This window comes from Chthoniobacterales bacterium (genome assembly GCA_036569045.1).
GTDB lineage: Bacteria > Verrucomicrobiota > Verrucomicrobiia > Chthoniobacterales > JAATET01 > JAATET01.
In genome coordinates, this window is sequence record DATCRI010000031.1 from 1 (window position 1) to 18,483 (window position 18,483).

15 protein-coding genes are annotated in these 18,483 nt (G+C 65.4%); 9 read left to right on the top strand and 6 right to left on the bottom strand.

What is annotated here, in order from left to right; genetic code table 11:
* The 4 genes from VIM61_06460 to VIM61_06475 all read left to right on the top strand — a co-directional run.
* On the top strand, positions 1 to 871 hold an 871-nt coding region (locus VIM61_06460), incomplete at its 5' end, for a proton-conducting transporter membrane subunit (protein HEY8900036.1).
* Complete coding sequence (gene ruvB, locus VIM61_06465; protein ID HEY8900037.1) at positions 868 to 1,899, top strand: Holliday junction branch migration DNA helicase RuvB; 1,032 nt, start codon at positions 868 to 870, stop codon at positions 1,897 to 1,899. The genes VIM61_06460 and ruvB, both read left to right, overlap by 4 nt.
* 55 nt (positions 1,900 to 1,954) lie before the next feature.
* Positions 1,955 to 2,647: a hypothetical protein gene (locus tag VIM61_06470; protein HEY8900038.1), complete on the top strand. Its 693-nt coding sequence runs from the start codon at positions 1,955 to 1,957 to the stop codon at positions 2,645 to 2,647.
* Positions 2,644 to 3,339 (top strand): hypothetical protein, encoded by a 696-nt coding sequence (locus tag VIM61_06475; protein HEY8900039.1) that lies wholly within the window; start codon positions 2,644 to 2,646, stop codon positions 3,337 to 3,339. The genes VIM61_06470 and VIM61_06475 overlap by 4 nt, the downstream gene beginning before the upstream one ends.
* On the opposite strand, the gene VIM61_06480 is transcribed toward VIM61_06475, so the two are convergent.
* Together VIM61_06480 and VIM61_06485 are read right to left on the bottom strand one after the other, a co-directional pair.
* Positions 3,336 to 6,452 (bottom strand): efflux RND transporter permease subunit, encoded by a 3,117-nt coding sequence (locus VIM61_06480; GenBank protein HEY8900040.1) that lies wholly within the window; start codon positions 6,450 to 6,452, stop codon positions 3,336 to 3,338. The two genes, VIM61_06475 and VIM61_06480, sit on opposite strands and share 4 nt — an antisense overlap.
* Entirely contained in the window at positions 6,449 to 7,564 is a 1,116-nt protein-coding gene (locus VIM61_06485; GenBank protein HEY8900041.1) for an efflux RND transporter periplasmic adaptor subunit, read from the bottom strand. The genes VIM61_06480 and VIM61_06485 overlap by 4 nt, the downstream gene beginning before the upstream one ends.
* Positions 7,565 to 7,759: 195 nt before the next feature.
* Between VIM61_06485 and VIM61_06490 the strand changes: the two genes are divergently transcribed.
* Positions 7,760 to 8,191, top strand: a complete 432-nt coding sequence (locus tag VIM61_06490) for a hypothetical protein (protein ID HEY8900042.1) — start codon at positions 7,760 to 7,762, stop codon at positions 8,189 to 8,191.
* Here VIM61_06490 and VIM61_06495 read toward each other — a convergent pair.
* Positions 8,184 to 11,192: a PAS domain-containing protein gene (locus VIM61_06495; protein HEY8900043.1), complete on the bottom strand. Its 3,009-nt coding sequence runs from the start codon at positions 11,190 to 11,192 to the stop codon at positions 8,184 to 8,186. The two genes, VIM61_06490 and VIM61_06495, sit on opposite strands and share 8 nt — an antisense overlap.
* 282 nt (positions 11,193 to 11,474) lie before the next feature.
* Here VIM61_06495 and VIM61_06500 point away from each other — a divergent pair, with 282 nt between their 5' ends.
* Positions 11,475 to 12,881, top strand: a complete 1,407-nt coding sequence (locus tag VIM61_06500) for a TonB-dependent receptor (GenBank protein HEY8900044.1) — start codon at positions 11,475 to 11,477, stop codon at positions 12,879 to 12,881.
* Positions 12,882 to 12,887: 6 nt separating this feature from the next.
* Here VIM61_06500 and VIM61_06505 read toward each other — a convergent pair whose 3' ends face one another.
* Genes VIM61_06505 through VIM61_06515 form a run of 3 tightly spaced genes read right to left on the bottom strand, consistent with a single transcriptional unit; the run spans position 12,888 to position 15,157 of the window.
* Entirely contained in the window at positions 12,888 to 13,853 is a 966-nt protein-coding gene (locus VIM61_06505) for a glutathione S-transferase C-terminal domain-containing protein (protein ID HEY8900045.1), read from the bottom strand.
* Between the two features lie 47 nt (positions 13,854 to 13,900).
* Positions 13,901 to 14,335: a DUF5069 domain-containing protein gene (locus VIM61_06510; GenBank protein ID HEY8900046.1), complete on the bottom strand. Its 435-nt coding sequence runs from the start codon at positions 14,333 to 14,335 to the stop codon at positions 13,901 to 13,903.
* Between the two features lie 60 nt (positions 14,336 to 14,395).
* Positions 14,396 to 15,157: a hypothetical protein gene (locus tag VIM61_06515; protein HEY8900047.1), complete on the bottom strand. Its 762-nt coding sequence runs from the start codon at positions 15,155 to 15,157 to the stop codon at positions 14,396 to 14,398.
* 327 nt (positions 15,158 to 15,484) lie between these two features.
* Between VIM61_06515 and VIM61_06520 the strand changes: the two genes are divergently transcribed.
* The 3 genes from VIM61_06520 to VIM61_06530 form a co-directional block, all read left to right on the top strand.
* Positions 15,485 to 16,036, top strand: coding sequence for a sigma-70 family RNA polymerase sigma factor (locus tag VIM61_06520; protein ID HEY8900048.1), 552 nt, complete (start codon positions 15,485 to 15,487; stop codon positions 16,034 to 16,036).
* Positions 16,033 to 16,797: an anti-sigma factor gene (locus tag VIM61_06525; protein HEY8900049.1), complete on the top strand. Its 765-nt coding sequence runs from the start codon at positions 16,033 to 16,035 to the stop codon at positions 16,795 to 16,797. The genes VIM61_06520 and VIM61_06525 overlap by 4 nt, the downstream gene beginning before the upstream one ends.
* Before the next feature lie 54 nt (positions 16,798 to 16,851).
* Positions 16,852 to 18,483 (top strand): cation:proton antiporter (locus VIM61_06530; protein HEY8900050.1); only part of this gene is annotated, 1,632 nt, incomplete at its 3' end.

An 18,483-nucleotide genomic window follows, 5' to 3' on the forward strand; every position in this document is an offset into this window, starting at 1 on the left:
GCTCGGCCCCATGGACCTCAACAAGCTCATCCCCTTCGCCGCCGTCACCTTCGTCCTTGCCGGCATGGCCGCTATGGGCCTCCCCGGCTTCAGCGGCTTCGTCGCCGAGCTCATGATCGTCACCGGCGCCTGGCATGCCTATCCCGCCGCCGCGCTCGCCACCGGCTTCGGCCTCATCGCCGAGATCAAGGAACGCTCGCCCAGCGTCGGCCCGATGCGCGCGCAGAATGTCGCCGACGCACCCGTCGCCTACGAGCAGTCCCCAATCGTCCGCTGTCTTTCGATTCTCACGAACGCCCACCACTTCGGAATGGACGTCACCCGCCTCGCCGCGATCCGCGCGCAGGTCACGAAGCCGGTTCTCCGGAAGGACTTCTTCCTCGACGAATACCAGATCCGCGAGGCTCGCGCCTTCGGGGCGGACGCCATCCTGCTGATGGCGAACGTGCTCGACGCCCCGCGTCTCGCCGGCTTTTACGACCTCGCCCGTGAGCTCGGCATGGCCGCGCTCTTCGAGGTCCACACGGAAGACGAAATCGCGCTCCTTCCCGCGGACGCGGCGATTGTCGGCATCAACAGCCGCAAATTCAAGGCCGCCACCGGCTTCGTCGGCGCCACCGGCAGTAGCAAGAGCGACTTCAGCCTCGCGTTCGACGCCTTCGACCTTGCCGACAAGCTTCCCGCGAATGCCCTGCACGTCGCCGAGAGCGGCATCGGCCCCGACAACCTCGCGCTCGCCCGCGACCGCTTCGACGCCGCCCTCGTCGGCACGTCGCTTCTCCGCGACGAAGCCGGCATCCGCGCCTGCCTCGCGCGCTTCGAGGAAGGTCTCGAAGCGAAGTCGGAATGCGGAATGAGAAGTGTGTCATGAATTCCGACTTCCCCCTTCCGACTTCCGCCTTGGGCGAAGCACCCGACACGCCGTTCGACATTTCGCTCCGGCCGCCGCTCTTCGAGGAATTCTCCGGCCAGGAAAAGACCGTCGAGCGGCTCCAGCTCATGGTCGAGGCCGCGAAGATGCGCAACGACGTGCTCCAGCACATCCTCCTCAGTGGTCCTCCCGGCCTCGGCAAGACCACCCTCGCCTACATCATCGGCAACGCCGTCGGCGCCGAGGTCCGCACGACCAGCGGCCCGATGGTCGAGAAAGCGGGCGACCTCGCGGGCCTGCTCACGAATCTCCAGCGCGGCGACGTCCTCTTCATCGACGAGATTCACCGCCTCGGCCCGGCCATCGAGGAATACCTCTACCCCGCGATGGAGGACTTCAAGGTCGACATCCTCATCGACCAGGGCCCCAGCGCACGCAGCGTGCAGCTTCACCTTGCGAAGTTCACCCTCGTCGGCGCCACCACGCGCAGCGGCATGATCAGCGCCCCGCTCCGCTCCCGCTTCGGCATGAATTGCCGCCTCGATTACTACGAAGCCGCCGACCTCGCGCGAATCGTCGCCCGCAGCGCCGGCCTCATCGACATCGAGATCGACGGCCCCGGCGCGCTCGAGATCGCTCGCCGCAGCCGCGGGACCCCGCGCATTGCGAACAACTACCTCCGCTGGGTGCGCGACTACGCCCAGGTCCGCGCCGCCGGCCGAATCGACCAGCCGATCGCCGCCGCGGCGCTGTCGATGCTCGACGTCGACGAGGACGGCTTCGACGAAATGGACAAGCGCATCATCGAGAGCCTCATCCTCAAGTTCGACGGCGGCCCCGTCGGCGTGAATGCGCTGGCCGTCGCCGCCGGTGAGGAGCCCGGCACGCTGGAGGAAGTCCACGAGCCCTACCTCATCATGCAGGGCTACCTGAAGCGGACTCCGCAGGGCCGCGTCGCCCTCACCCGCGCCTACCGCAAGCTGGGCCTCGACGCGCCAAAAAAGGCCCAGCTCGATCTCCTCGAATAGCCCGCCAAACGGCCACTCCATGTGGCACGCGCGATGCTAGAGAGAAGGTCCCGAGATGATTCATGCCAACTGTCGTGCTCGGTTTACGGCGGACGATTTTGACTTTATCGTTCGATCACTCGCCAACTCACCCAAGGACGCCGTCTCGCTGCAGCGGCTCCTGACTGACGCGGAAGCCCGCGACGAGATCCTCGAACACGACGCGCTCGCCACGGCGATCCTCGATTCGGCGGATTCGCTCCAGATCTCGACCTCGCTCTATTTCTACGTGCTCTGCCGGCGCGTGCTGAAAAATACCGCCGTCTCGAGCCGCGACGCGGCGGACTACATCGCCGCGATGCTCGACACCTTCACCTCGACCGCTCGCGTGCAGCGCATCGATCCGCGTCGCGACATCGAGCTGCGCTACGTTTCGGACATCCTGCTCGCCATCCGCGAGTCCACGCCATCCGAGGCCTTCCTCCTCCGCACCCACCTCGCGAACTACGCCCTCTTCCTCAGCGGACTGTTTTCCGACAACATCGACAAACGGGCCAAGCGCGGCGCCCCGGATCTGTCGTTCTACGAAGACATTGGCCGCTCCAGCTTCCGCGTGGCCGCCGAGCATCGCGACGCGCGGCGCTTCGACCTCTCCACCATCTACCACGAACTCGCCGACGGCTTTCGCGAGGCGCGCATCGCGCTCAACGATCTTGCCGGCCGCCTCCTCCATCTCGAGGCCCCCACCCAGGTGCCGCAGATCGGATGAAGACGCTCTTCAGCGAGATTCAGACGCTTTTCGAACGCACCTACGCAAGCTGCGGCATCAATCTCGAAGACTGCCTCGTCGACTCCCAACGCAGCCGGCAGCTCGCCGCCCTTGCCGGCGCGCAGGCGGCGGAACTCGCAGAAACCGCGCGCACCTTTTTGCGCGCCGCCGACGGCCAGCTTCGCATCGGCATCTACTACTCCCAGTGGCTCATCGAACAGCTCGAGCGACACGATCCGCGCGCCGGCATCGGTGATCACAACATCCGCGAGCTCATCGCCTTCGTGGAGGAAATCAACCACGCGCTGCACGCCGCGCTGCAATTCCAGTCCGGCACCGCGCCCAGTCGCGACGAAGCCTATGCCCGCAACCTCGAGCTGCAGGCCGGCGTCGACACCTGGCTCGTCCTCACGCTCTTCACCGCGTTCTTCCGGCGACCGAAGCCGCTCACGAAGTTCGACCGCAAGTGGATCGCCTTCCATCTCTTCGAGACGAAGAATCCCCGCGCCTACAACGATCCCAACCTCCGCGGCCGCTACGCCGAGACGACGCGACTCGCCCGCACCTACACGCGATTCCTGGAAACGCTCACCGCGTCGCGCCGCGTCGAGGAGATCCGGCTTTTTCACGCCCTGCCCTACGACGACAAGCGCAGCCGGATCCTCGCGATCGAGGACCGCAAGCAGCCCTAGACCTCCACCGCGTCGCCGCGCTGGAAGAACGCGATGCGATCGAGCACCCGCGTCTGGAATTTTTCCATGTAGAAGAAAAATACCGGCGTGACGTAGAGCGTGAGCACCTGCGAGATGAGCAGGCCGCCGACGATGGCCACGCCGAGCGGCTGCCGGCTGGCCCCGTCCGCACCGAAGCCCACCGCGATCGGGATCGCGCCGAAGACCGCGGCGAACGTCGTCATGAGAATCGGACGCAGGCGTTCCTCGCAGGCCTCGACGACCGCGTCGTTCAACGAGCGACCCTCGCGCTGTCGCTGGATCGCGAAATCGACGACCATGATGCCGTTCTTCTTCACGATGCCGATGAGCAGGAAGAGCGCGATGAATCCGTAGAGCGACAGGCTCATGCCGAACAGCCAGAGCATGAGCAACCCGCCCACGCCGGCCGTCGGCAGCGAGCTGAGCACGGTGATCGGGTGGATGTAGCTCTCGTAAAGGATGCCGAGGATCACATACATCGCGAAGATCGCGATGATGAGGAAGACCACCATTCCAGCAACCGTCTGCTGAAACTGCTGCGCCTCGCCGGCGAGGCTGCCCTTGATGCCGGGCGGCAGCGTGGCCGCGGCAAGGGCGTCGAGCCGGTCGGTGGCGGTGCCGACCGGAAAGTTCGGCTGCAGGTTGAAGAAGATCGTGACCGACGTGATCTGGTTGATGTGGTTGATCGTTTCCGGGCCGGTCGTCGCCTTCCAGCTCGCGACCGAGCGCAGCGGCACGAGCCCCGATGCTCCGCGCACCCACAGCCGATCGAGCGCCTTCGGATATTCGCGGAACGGGTTCTGCAATTCGACGATGACGTCGTATTGGTTGAGCGGCGTCATGATCTGTCCGACGCGATTGCCGGACAGGCCGAGCATGAGCGCCTGTTCGACGGTGTCGGCCGACACGCCGTAAGTGTAGGCCTGGTCCCGCAGGACGTTCACGTCGAGAAACGGCACCTGGTGCCGCATGTCGCTCGAGACCTGGAGGAACCCTGATTCGGCCTGCAGTTTCGTGATGAGCCGACCCGCCGCTGCGTAGAGCGAGTCGGGATCCGCGCTCGTGAGCGTGTAGGCAAACTCGCCCTGCTGGTTCGAGGTCGCACCGGCGGAAATTTCCAGCGTGGGGATGGGGCGAATGAGTGGCAGCACGCCGGGCACCTCTGCGTAAATCTGCCCGCTGATCTTCTGGTAAACCTCGTCGATCGGCGGACGCTGACCGACCGGTTTCAGCTCGCACCAAGCGAGGCCCATCGAGTTCGGCAGGCCTCCGAACTCCGTAACCGAGACGCATTTCTGCAAATACGGGCTGGCCTCGAGGATCTTCATGATGCGCGCCTGGTAATCCTGCATTTGCGCGGGAGACGTGCCTTCACGGGCGATGAACGGCCCGAGCATCGTGCCGCTATCGCCAACCGGCAGGAAGGTCTTCGGCACCGCGAGATAAAGCAGCACGGAGCCCGCGAGCGAGGCGGTCCATGCCACGAGCGCGATCCATTTGTGGCGGAGCATCCAGCGCAGCGAACGTCCGTAGCTCCGGTGAAGGGACGCGAAGATGGCGTTCACCCGCCGCTCGATCGCGCTCGTGTCACCCGGATCGCGCTTCCGCAGCAGACGCGCGCACATCATCGGCGAGAGCGTGATCGCCACGACGCCGGACATCAGAATCGCGAAGACGATCGTGAGCGCAAACTCGTGAAACATGCGGCCGAGCAGACCCGGCATGAACACGAGCGGAATGAAGACCGCCGAGAGCGAAAGCGTCATCGACAGCACCGTGAAGCTGATCTCCTTCGCGCCCTCGAGCGCAGCCTGCACGGGCGTGCGCCCCATCTCGAGATGCCGCACCGTGTTCTCCAGCACGACGATGGCGTCGTCCACGAGAAAGCCGACGGCAAGCGTCAGCGCCATGAGCGAGAGATTGTCCAGGCCGAAACCGCAGACGCTCATCAGCGCGAAGGTCATGAACAGCGCGACCGGCAGCGCGAAGCTGGGAATGAGGGTCTCTCGGAGGCGGCCGAGGAAGAGAAAGATGACGAGGACCACGAGCGCGAACGCGAGCAGGATCGTGAACTTCACGTCGGCGATGGACTCGAGGATCTGCGTCGATCGTTCGTAGATGATCGCGGTGTCGAGGGACTTCGGCAGCGTCGGGCGAATCTCCTCGAGCGTGCGGCGGACGTCCTCGGCGACCTGCACGGCGTTGCTTCCCGCGCCGGCGGTGATCGCGACGACGTTCGTCGATGGCCGCTCCGGCTGGCCCGCGATCCACATGCGCAGCTTGAGGTATTCGCTGTCCTGCGCCTCCTCGGAGGTGGCCACGTCGCGCACGCGAATCGGCGCGCCGTTCTCGTAGCGCACGATGACTTCCTTGTAGTCCTCCGCCTTAAGGAGCTGGCCGTTCGGATTGACGGTGTAGGCATTGCGCGGGCCATTCAGCGCGCCGCCGGGCTGGAAGACATTCGCGTTCTGGATGGCGTCGGAGAGGTCGTTCAGCGTGACCTTGCGGGAGGCGAGCGCGTTCGGATCGGCCTTGATGCGCACGGCGCGCGGGGAGCCGTAGACCTGCGCCGAGGAGACGCCGGGGATCATCGACATGCGCTGGGCGATGAGGTTGTTCGCGTAATCGTAAACGGAGCCCAGCGGCAGGGTGTTGCTCGAGACGCCGATGTAGGAGATCGGCTTGTCATTCGGATTGGTAAGCTGGAACGAGGGCGGCGCCGGCAGCGCGGCGGGAAGATCGCCCATGGCGCGCTGAATCGCCGCCTGCACGTCGGTGGCGGCGGCTTCCATCGGCTTGCTGAGCGCAAACTGGAGCACGATCGTCGAGCTGCCGACCATGTTCTGCGAGGTCACGAGCGTGAGCCCCTGGATCTGCATCATCTGCAGCTCGAGCGGCGTCGAGACGTTGTCCGCCATGATCTGCGGACTCGCGCCGGGATAATTGGTCGTGACGGTGATGACCGGATAGGCCGCGTCGGGCAGGTCGCTGTTCGGCAGGGTGAGAAACGCGGTGATGCCGAACGCCAGCGCCGACAATGCGGCGAGCGTGGTCATCACCGGCCGCCGGACGAAAGGTGCGGAGAGATTCATTTCGCGCCCGAGGTCGGAGATGAAGCTGGCGCGGTCTGCGGCGCGACCGTCATCCCGTCGGCCAGCGCAATCTGGCCGGAAGTGACGACCTTCTCGCCCGCCGCGAGCCCGCTCTCGATGATGACATTGTCTCCCTCGCGCTGGCCCTTCTTCACCGGGCGCATCGCGATCCTGTTGCCGGCCTGCAGCACGAAGACGTAGTCACCGGTCTGGCCCACGATCACGGCCGTGGCCGGGGCGACGAGCGCATTCTTCAACGACGTGAGAATCAGCCGCACGTTCACGAACTGTCCCGGCCACAGCCGCAGATCCTCATTCGGCAGAGTCGCGCGCATTTCGAGCGTGCCGGTGCCTGCGGCGACGGAATTGTCGATGAACCGCAGCGTGCCGTGGCCGGTGTAATCCGTGGCGCCGGGAATCGTGACCTCCACCGGCAAACCGTCGCCGTCGAGATACTGACGCAGACGCGGCAAATCGGACTCGGAAATCGTGTAGTCGACGTAGATCGGCGCCTGCGTCTGGATGTTCACGAGCTGCGACGAATTCGCGGTGACGAGGTTGCCCGTGTTCAGCAAATACGGTCCCGTGCGCCCGTCGATGGGCGACCTGATCGTGCAGTAGCCGAGATTGATCTGCGCGGTCTGCAGCGCGGCCTCGCAGGAAAGCACGCTGCCCTGGGCCGCCTGCGCCGTGGCCTGGGCATTCTGGAAGTCCTGGATGTCGTTGACCTTGGTCTCGTAGAGCTTTTGCTGCCGGGCAAGATTCTGCTGGGCAAGCAGGAGATTCGCCCTGGCGCTTTCCAGCGCGCCCTGTGCCTGCGTGAGCGCGGCCTGGTAGGGTTGCGGATCGATCTCGAAAATCACGTCGCCCTTGCTCACGGCCGCGCCCTCGGCGAATTTCGTCGCCGCGAGCACTCCGGTGACCTGCGGCACAATCGTGACCGCCGCCACCGTCACGCCGGTGCCAAACGTCTCCAGATACAGCGGCACATCGGCAGTGGCCACTTCCGCAACGGTGACCGGCAACGGCGGCGGCGCGGGCGGTTTGGCCTTCTGGCAGCCAAGCAGACTCAAACCAACGAGAATTCCGACGACCGGGCGGAGCAAGGGCATGGAAAGGCACTAGCGGGAATGGGCGCTTCCGGAAAGAACGCTCACGCGTCCGGCGCTCTTTCTGCGACCAGCGGTCCCGGCGGACTCGCGAATTCCCAAGATAATTTCGGAGCAGAGCCCGACGACGTCGCCCGAAACCGCTCCCCGACGCGTGATTGTTCCTGATTTTCGAATTTTCCCGGGCAGACTCCGGGGATGCATTTTCTCGGCGGCCTCGCCTCGGTCTTCAGCCTGGGGTTTCTTTATTTCATCAGCGCAATTCCGGCCGGCGCCGCCCTTGGCGTGCCGCTGTGGCTCGCGGCGCTCGCTGCCTGGCTCGGCTATTCCGTGGGCGCGGTGGTCATCGTGGCCGCGGGCGCGCCGCTGCGCGAGATGCTCACCCGCCGTTTCCGCATCGAGGCCCGACCGGCGAAGCCGACGCTCGTGCATCGCGCGTGGGATCGCTTCGGCCTGCCGGCCCTCGGCTTGCTTGCGCCCGTGACGATCGGCCCGCAGATCGGCGCCCTCCTGGGGCTGGCGCTCGGCGCGTCACCGGTCCGGCTCATGCTCGCGCTTTCCCTCGGGGTGCTGCCGTGGGCCGCGGCCTTTGCGACGCTCGTCGGCTTCGGCGTAAAGCTCGTCAGGTAGCCTTCCTGCGGCTGGCGGGAGCGCGCGCGAGCGCGGCCGCGAGACTTTGGAGAGTGACAGGCTTGCTGAGGTGGTCATCCATGCCGATCTCGCGGCAGCGCCGGGCGTCTTCCTCCATGGCGGAAGCACTCTGCGCAATGAGGTAACTGCGCGGAATCGAGGGGTCCGCACTTTCGCGCCGGCGAATCTCCACGGCAGCCTCCCAGCCGTCCATCACCGGCATCTGGAGGTCCATCAGGACGACGTCGTAGGCAGTGAGAGCCAGAGCGTGCAGGGCCTCCCGGCCGTCGGCGACGGCGGTGGACGTGCAACCGAGACGCTGAATGAGACGCGTCATCAACTGGCGGTTCACCGGGTTATCCTCGACGAGAAGGATTCTCAGATCGGGAGAAACGGACGCCGTCGAGGAAGTCCGGACGACCGGCAGAGGATTGTGATGATCGGGAATCTCCAAGACAGACCGGATCGGTAGCGAGAAAACGAAAACCGCTCCGCCGCCAGGCCGGGCGCCCGCGGTCAGGCTGCCCCCCATGGCCTCCGCGAGCCGACGCGAGATGACCAGGCCCAGCCCCGTGCCGCCAAAGCGGCGCTTGTTCGACGAGTCGCCCTGGGAGAAGGGCCGAAAGATCCGCTCGAGCGTCTCCGCAGTGAGACCGATGCCGGAATCCGTGACCTCCAGACGCAGGAACGGCTCGCCAGCCACGTCTTTCCGGGATGCGGCCAGCCGCACGAAACCGGTCTCCGTGAACTTGATCGCGTTGCCGAGAAGATTGGTGAGGATGCGCTTGATCGCCTGAGAATCGCCGACCAGTCGCTCCGGCAAATCCGGCGCAAGGACCTGTTCGAACCGCAATCCCTGCGTCTGCGCGGTGACGGCGAGGAGATCGCAGACGTCGGCAATCAGCACCTGCAGGTCGAGCGGCTCGAAGCGCAGGGTGAGCTTCCCGGCCTCGATCTTGGAAAAGTCGAGAATGCCTTCGATGATCTCGAGCAGGTTTGCCCCACCCCGCTGGATGTTGTCGACCATGTCGGCCTGCTCGGGGGCGAGCGCGGTGAGGCGCAACAGATCGCCGTAGCCGATCACCGCATTCATCGGCGTGCGAATCTCATGGCTCATCATGGCGAGGAACTCCGATTTCGCCCGGCTGGCGGCCTCGGCCGCCTGGCCGGCGCGACGCAAGTGTTCCTGCAGCTCGATCTCCTCGGTGACGTCGAGGTTCATGCCGATGACGCGAATCGGGTGCAGGACGGCATCCCGCTCGACCTTGGCGACGGAGCGCAAATGCCGCAAAGCACCGTCGGACGCCCGGCGAATGCGATAGCTGATGTCGGAGCCGCCATGCGGATCGACCATGATTCCGAAACACGCCGCCTCGGCGAGCGGAAGGTCCTCCGGGTGCACCCGAGAACGCCACCGCTCGATTCCGGGCTCCTCGTCCTCGTTCTCGGGATTGGTCCCGTAAATTTCGTGCAATCGCTCGTCCCACAGCAAGGTGTCCGTGCGGACCTCGTAGTCGAACACCCCGACGCCCGCGAGGTCCTTCGCAAGCTGAAGCCGATGCGCGAGCGCGCGCAGGTGTTCCTCGGATTCGCGCTGCTCCGTGATGTCGAGATTCGTGCCGATCATCCGAAGCGGCTGCCCGTCGACGGCCCGTTGCACGAGGGCGTTGACCTTGATGTGCCGCACCTGGCCGCCGGGGGTCACAATGCGGAACTCCGAATCCAGCTCCGCCGGGCCGGCGAGAACGGCGTCGACGAGCTCATGCATCCGCAGGGAATCGTCCGGATGGAGGAAGCGCTCCCATTCCTTGAAGCCGTCCACGACCGTGCCTGGAGGCAGACCGTAGATCTCGTGCATGGCGTCGTCCCAGACCGTGAAGTTCTCGACGACATTCCATTCCCAAATGCCGAGCCGCGCCACGCGCGTCGCCAGCAGCAGGCGATCGGACGTCTGCCGAAGCGCGGCCTCCGCCTGCTTGCGATCCGTGATATCGCGCGCGATCGCAAAGACAACTCCCTCCTCCGGTCGCGAGAACGAGCGCCACGAGAGCCACCGATAACTGCCGTCCTTGCACCGGTAGCGATTCTCGAGGTCTTGGAGCGGCCGCCCTGTCATGAGCCCCGCCCGCCCGGCCTCGGTCGCCTCGAGGTCATCGGGGTGCAGGAACTTGAAAACGGGGCGGCTCAGCAATTCCTCTTCCGACCAGCCGAGCACGCGCGTCCACGCCGGGTTCACCTGCCGCAGGTAGCCGTCGAGCCCGGAAATGCAGAGCAGATCGAGCGAAAATTCGAACAGGTGCTGGCGCTCGGCCTCGGCCTGCTTGCGCGCGGTGATGTCCTGCACCTGCGAGATGAAATTGAGCGGCCGGCCGGCGGCATCCCGCACGAGCGAAACGCTCAGCAGCGCCCACACGATTCGCCGCGAGCGATGAAAGTATCGCTTCTCGATCTGGTAGGTCTGTCGCTTGTTGGTGAGCATTTCCTCGACGAGCTTCAGGTCCGCCTCGAGATCGTCGGGATGGGTGATCTCCTGGAAGGTCATCCGCATCAGCTCGGCCTCGGTGTAGCCCAGCATCTCGCACATCGCGCGATTCACCTTGAGCCAGCGGCCATCCGGTGAAACCAGCGCCTTTCCAATCACCGCGTATTCGAAGGCGCTCGCGAACTGCGCCTCACTTGCTTCCAGCGCGGCCCGCGCTCTTCGTTCCTCCGTGCGATCGAGCACCACTCCATGGACCAGGGCCGAACGCGCGGTCTGGTCCCGCAGGAGCGCGCCATGGGCCTCGATCGAAAGCACCGCACCGTCGGGCCGGTTCGCCTCGAGGGAGATCCGAAAAGATTCGCCTGTCTCCAGGCAACGCGCGACAGCCGCCTCCAGCCGTTCCATGCTCTCCGGTGGATAGATTTTTCGGCGTTCTTCCGGACTCGGCGGTCCATCCTCCGGAGTCAGTCCAAAAATACGAAAAAGCTCCGGCGACCAGGTGACCTGTTTCGAATCCATGCTCCAGCACCAGGTCCCGAGGTGGACCTGGGCCCACAGGGGCTCCGAACAGAAGATTGGTGAATCGGCTGACAACCTCGCAACGTTCTAAAATTCCCACTCCGGGATGTAAAGGTTCCCTCCGGCTCCTCGGCTGCGTCCACGACAGGCCTCCCGATTGAAAAGGACGCGCCTTTCCATCGCCAGGCGACGACCCCATCGCGTCTCGCCGCAAACCACTTACGTGAGAAAGTTTTCCGACAACCATCGGGCGATTCGCATGAATCGTGCTCTCCGGGAGGCGTGAAAACGGAATCTGTCGACACCCACAGCAAGGCTCTCAAGGTCAACCTCGACCCCCGCTGGTATGGGACTTTTGCAGAGATCGGCGCCGGGCAGGAAGTGGTGCGGTGGTTCTTCCGCGTCGGCGCGGCCGCCGGCACGATCGCGCAGAGTGTCTCGGCCTACGACATGAAGGTGAGCGACGCGATTTACGGTCACAGCGACCGATACGTTTCCAAGGGCCGCCTGCAGGCCATGCTCGACCGGGAGTTCGAGCTCAATCTCGAGCGGCTCGGCGCGGCCCGGGGCGACACCACCGCGTTCTTCGCCTTCGCCGATACGGTCGTGGCCCGCAGCTTCAAGGGCGGCAACGAATGCCACGGCTGGATGGGCATCAAGTTCCAGAGCCGGCCGCACGACGAACCCAGCCAGATTCTCATTCACGTCCGCATGCTCGACGCGGAGGCCTCGCTCCAGCAGGAGGCGCTCGGCATCGTCGGAGTGAACCTCTGCTACGGCGCGTTTTTCCTCCACCACATGCCCGAGCAGCTCGTCGACTCGCTGCTCGACATGCTCACGACCGGTCGCATCGAGATCGACATGATCGAATTCAGCGGCATCGAGTTCCGCAACGTGGACAATCGCCTGATGGCGCTCCAGCTCGTGCAGCTGGGCCTGAGCGGTGCGGCGATGTTCGGCGCGAATCGCGAGGTCATCCAGCCCAGCGAGGTCCTCTACAAGAAGGCGGTGCTCGTTGAGCGCGGAAGCTTTCGCCCGACGACGAACGTGAATCTCGACATGCTCAACTGCGCCCTCGAGAAATTCAAAGCCGACCCGGCCGTGGGCGATCGTCCCGTCCTGCCGATCATGGAACTCACGATGCGCAACCTGCTCGCCGGCGGGAAGGACGTGGATCGCCGCGACTTCCTCGCGCGGGCCGAGCTTCTCGCCGCCTGCGGGATGACGGTGCTCATCTCCGATTATTTCGAATACTACCGCCTCGCCGCCTACCTCGCCTGGCGAACGAAAGAGCGCATCGGCATCGTCATGGGTGTGCCAAGCCTCATCGATCTCTTCGACGAGAAATACTATCAGGCGCTTCCGGGCGGCGTGCTCGAGAGCTTCGGTCGTCTGTTCAAGAATGACCTCAAGCTCTTCGTCTACCCCTACCAGCCCACGCCGGAGTCCCCGCAGCAGACGATCGCCAACGTCGAGGTGAACCCCGAGCTCGCCCCGCTCTACGACTACCTCTCGAAGCGCGGCAGCCTCGTGCACCTCGACAACTCCAACCCGAAATACGCGCACATCTTCTCGCGCGACGTGCTCAAGCGTATCGCCAAGGGAGACCCCAGCTGGGAGGAAATGGTGCCTCCGCAGGTGGTCCAGCTCATTCGCAAGCGCGGCTTCTTCGGCTGCCCGCCGTCGTAGGCGCGATCAGCCGTCCTCGCCGTCGGCGAACTCCATTTCCGGCCGCACAGCCGGCTCGTCCAGCCACGCGAGGTCCGGCCCGATCGGCACGATGCGCGTCGGGTTGATGTCGTCGTGCGTGTAGTAGTAGTGCCGCTTGATGTGATCGAAGTTCGTGAGCGCGGCGATGCCCCGCCACTGGTAGAGGTCGCGGGTGAAGCCGGCGAGATTCGGGTAGTCGACGATGCGGCGCACGTTGCACTTGAAATGCCCGTGATAGACGGGATCGAAGCGGATAAGTGTGCAGAAGAGCCGCCAATCGGTCTCCACGGGGTGCGAGCCGAAGAGGAAGCGCCGTCGGGCCAGCCGTGCTTCGAGCACGTCGAGCGCCGCAAAGAGTTCCCGCGCCCCGGCTTCGTAGGCCCGCTGGGTATCTGCAAAACCGGCGCGATACACGCCATTGTTCACCTTCTCGTAAATGAAGGTGCTGAGTTCCGCCTGCTCCCCGGCGATGGCCGCGGGAAAAAGATCCGCACCCGTGCCGGCGTCGCCGCGCGGACCGAAGCAATCATGCAGCATGCGGCAGATGTCGTCCTCCGAATTATTGACGATGCGTCCGCGCTGCCGATCCCACAGCACCGGCACCGTCACGCGGCCGTCGCAATCGGAAGCGGTCGCGTGATAGGCCTCCGCGAGAAACGCGAAGCCGTTGAGGGGGTCGAGCGAATGCCCCTCGCCTTCGCGGAAGGCCCAGCCACGCTCGTCTCGCACGGGATCGACGACGGTCGCCCCGATCACATCCTCGAGACCGAGCAGATGGCGCACGATCATCGTGCGCGTGGCCCAGGGGCAGGCCAGCGAGACGTAAAGATGGTAGCGCCCCGGATCGGGCGAATATCCGGACGCGCCGTCCGGAGTGATCCACTCACGAAACGCGTCCTCCTGTCGCTCGAACTCTCCGTCCGCAGTCTGCTCCTCCGGAAATTGCGCCATGCCTTCACGCTAGCCGCTCAGCGCCGAGGCTCAAGCCGCGGGTTGCGTCACTCGAAGGTCGCGCGGTCGTCCGCGTCGAGATAGTCGAAAAGCGTGGTCGTCCGGGGATCGAAACCCATGGCCTCGCAGGCACCCATGAACCACTCGCGCATCGCCGCGCTGTCGAGCGGAACGAAAGCCACCATGCATTCACTCCAGGCATCGACTTCCTCCGCGCTTTTCTCGATCCCGTTCTCGTCGAGAAAGCGCACCACCTCATCGTCGGTGCTGCCGGCGACGATCTCGGCGCGGAACGCCTCCCAGCCGATTTCCTTCCAATCGAGCAGCAGATGATCGAGCGGACAGTTCGTGTGATAATCACCGAGCGTGCCCGCGATCGAGGCCCGGCACTTGTCGATCGTGCGGCCCACGATGACATAGCGGCCCACGCGCTCGCGCGGACTCCGGGGCGATTCTCTGGCAAGGTCTTTGGCGGCAGGCATCCCGGGACGGATCGTTTCTCCTCGCCCGAATGCGCGGAAAAAAATATCCCGCCGCGGACATCATTGCCCGTTGCGAGCCCGCATTTCCTCGATCTGCAGGCGATGGTGCAACACGCCGGGGTCCTCGGTCGCCCGCAAATACGTGAAGGCCGCGAGCGCCGCGAGCGCGAGGATCGTCACCGTCCAGAGGAACGCGATCAGCACCGAGCGAAAGCTGGGGCCGATCTCCACTCGCACCGTGCGGTGCACCTCGTGCGGCGGCGCGGGCTCCGGGAGAGGAAGCGGCGCCACAGGAACGGACGCGGGCACCATGGCTGTCGGCACGGACGCCTTCGGCACGAGCACGGTCGAAGGTCTCGGCGCCGGCGCGGCCAGCTCCGCGGGCTCCGCGTGAGAGGTATCGACGGAGAGTTTCCGCGGCGGTTCCGCGGCCTGCGCGGCGCGCGAGTTTTTTCCGAGGCTGCGCTGTCGCACCGCCTCGACCGGCAGGGAGTGGCGAAAGAGCTCGGAGATCGAGTTTTCCAGCTCGGGAAGGCGCAAAATTTCGTCGGGAATGCCGCTCCGGTAGTAGCGGATCTTTCCCGTCGAGCAATCGTAGAAAAACCGCAGCGCGATGGCCTGGTCGTCGCGGCGCAGGATCACCGGGAAATAGACCTGCGAGGCCGGAGTGAGCGGAGCCTCGATCGCGGCGAGTTCCGGAATCCACAGCGACCAATGCCCTTCGTCGCGCACGAAACTCGCCGTGGCGCCCTCGAACGTCTTGAGAAATTCCAGAGTGTTCGCCCCCGAAAAAGAATGCTTGATCGCCAGTGCCCGTCCCACCCCGGAAGCTCTAGCAAACGCCGGGCCATCCGCAAAATCGCAAATGCCGAAAGCCTCCGCGAATTTTTTGATCCGCCGGCGCCGGCGCCGCGAATCTCATGCATGGAAAGCCGCCTGCCGTTCATCGCCCTCACGATATGGGGGCGCGGCACCGGCCTGGAAACTCGGGTTGCACGAACGCCCGAGCTGACCGAACAGTGGAATTGCTACCAAATCATGGGTTGGTTGGTGCAACCCCGGCGGGGGTGGACGTATCAGTCTCCGTCGGGGCCTCCTTTTTTATCGTGTGCGACGACCGAGCCGTCCCTACAAATCAAGGAAGTGCCGATGAGTCCTGAGGAGTGCATGCAACGCATCGCAAATGGAGAGGAAGCCGCCCTCGGCGAACTCTACGACCAGCTCGGCGGCCTGCTGTTCAGCCTCGCCCGGCGCGTGACGGGCAATGACCGCGAGGCGGAGGAAATCGTCCAGGATGTCTTCGTGACCGCGTGGCGAAATGCGAGGACCTTCGACGCCCATCGCGCCAGTGTCACGACCTGGCTCACCACCCTCGCTCGGAACAAGGCCATCGACCGGCTCCGGGCCGCTCGTCGCCGCCTGCCCGCAGCCGCGCAGGATACCGAGTTCCTGCCCGAAACGCACGACCCGGCGCCCACTCCCGCCGAGAACGCGCAGTCCGACGACCGCCGCGACCGCGTCGCCGCCTGGATGAGCCAGCTTCCCGCGAATCAGCGCCAGGCCGTGGAACTGGCCTTCTTCGACGGCCTCACCCACCCCGAGATCGCCACCCGGCTGAATGAGACCATCGGCACCGTCAAATCCCGCATCCGTCTCGGCCTCGACCGCCTGCGCCAGAAAATGAAGGGAGGTGCGGAATGATCGACGATTTCGAACGGGAGCAGGCCGCGCTCTACGCCCTCGATGCCCTGCCCGCCGACGAGGCCGCCAAGTTCCGCGACCTCGTGCGCCAGAATCCCGACCTAGCCGACCTTGTGGCCGCCTACGAATCCGCCGGCGCGCTGCTCGCCGAGACCGCCCCGCCACTGGCGCCGCCGCCGGAATTGCGCGGGCGCATCCTCGCGGCCGTGACGAAGACGCCCATCGCCGCCGCCGAGGTCGAGACCGCCTCGCGCAGCGGCACGTCCGGACGGGTGATTCCCTGGGGCATCGCCGCCGCGCTCGCCATCGCCACGGGAGTGCTGTGGATGCAGAACCAGCGCCTCGACGAAAAGAACGTCGCCCTCGCCGGCCAGGCGGCCGCCGTGCCTTCGCTCGAGCACGAACTCGCCGCGCTGAAAAAGCGCAACGCCCTCGCCGAGATGCAGGTCGCCACGCTCACGTCGAAGCTCGACGGCTCCTACCTCGCCTCGATCGCGTGGGACAACTCCGCGCAGGAAGGCATTCTCAAGGTGCGCCGGTTGCCCGCCGCCGAACGCGGCAAGGATTACCAGCTCTGGGTCATCGATCCAAACAACGCCGTGCCGGTGAGCGCCGGCGTGTTCACCGTGGCCAACGACGGCTCCGCGACGATCCGGTTCAGCCCCGCACAGCCGGTTTCGTCGGCCTCCGCGTTTGCCGTGAGCCTCGAAAAATCCGGCGGCGCTCCCGCCCCGGCCGGTCCAATCGTGCTGACGAACTGAACCAGCGCTTTTTCGTGGGGAGAATGGGGAGGCTGTGCTTATCGTAGCGCGCCGATGCATCAGCTCCTTCACGATATCGCCCTCTGCATCATCGCCGCATGGGCCCTTGGCGTTCTCGCCCAGGCTCTGCGGCAGCCCGTGATCCTCGCCTACCTTGTCGGCGGCTTCGCACTGGGTCCCTCCGGCTTCGGCCTCGTCCACGGGCAGGAATCCGTCGCCACGATCTCCGAGCTCGGCCTGATCTTCCTTCTCTTCATGATCGGTCTCGAGATCGACCTGAAAAAGATCATCAGCGCCGGCAGCGCGATCCTCGTCACGGCCGCCTCGCAAATTCTCATCGGCTGCGTGATCGGCGTCGCCGCGTTCTGGATGATGGGCTTCCCGCTCTCGGCCGGCAAATGGGACGCGCTGTATCTCGGCATCGCGGCCGCCCTCAGCAGCACCGTCATCATCGTGAAGCTGCTCTACGACAAGCGCGAACTCGACACCCTGCCCGGCCGCGTCACCCTCGGTTTGCTCGTCCTGCAGGACCTTTTCGTGATCCTCTTTCTCGCGATCCAGCCCAGCCTCGACAACCTCCAGGCCAGCGCGCTGCTGCTCTCCGCCGGCAAGGTCGTGCTCCTCATCGCCACGGCGCTCGCCGTCAGCCGGTTCCTCCTGCCGCCCCTTTTTCACAGCGTCGCGCGTCTTCCGGAGCTCGTGCTCGTGGGGGCGATCGCCTGGTGTTTCCTGGTCGGCGAATTCGCCTCGCGTCTCGGCCTGTCCCGCGAGATGGGCGCCCTCATCGCCGGCGTCTCGCTCTCGACGTTCCCCTACGCCCTCGACGTCACCGCGAAGGTCACCAGCCTGCGCGACTTCTTCGTGACCCTGTTTTTTGTCGGCCTCGGCATGTCGATTCCCATGCCCGATCGCGGCCTCATCGTCTGGGCGCTCGTCTTCGCGGCCTTTGTCGTCGCCAGCCGCCTCGTGCTCACCTTCACGCCTCTCTATTTCCTGAAGAACGGCCTTCGCGCCAGTCTCCTGCCGTCGATCAACCTCTGCCAGGTCAGCGAGTTCTCGCTCGTCATCATGACGATGGGCGCTGGCGCCAACCATTTCAGCAATCCGCAGAGCCAGGGCATGGTGTCCTTCGCTTTCGTCGTGCTCGCGGCGCTCAGCACGTTTGCGATGATGAAGTCCGACCGTCTCACGCGGGCTTTGATCCCCTGGCTGAAGCGGGCCGGCCTGCGCGATCTCGACGCCGCCTCCGCGCCTGCCGCCGCGGCCGCCTCGGGCCACGACGCACCCGCCCGCATCCTCCTGATTGGCTTCTTCCGCACCGCGAGTTCCCTGCTCGAGGAGCTGCGCCTCGGCAACCAGACCCTGCTCGAGCACGTGGCCGTGGTGGACTTCAATCCCCGCGTCCACGAGGAGCTCAAGGCCCGCGGCGTGAAGGTGATCTACGGTGACATCAGCCAGCCCGAGACGCTGCTCCACGCCGGCGTGGCCAAGGCCGAAATGCTCGTCTGCACAATCCCCGACTCGCTCCTCAAGGGCACGACGAACCTCAGGCTCGTCCGCCACCTCCGGGAACTCAATGCCGACGCCCACATCGTCGTGGTCGCGGAGGTTCTTGCCGACATTCCCGCGCTCTACGAAGCCGGCGCGGATTACGTGAGCGTCGCCCGCCTCGACGAAGCCACCACC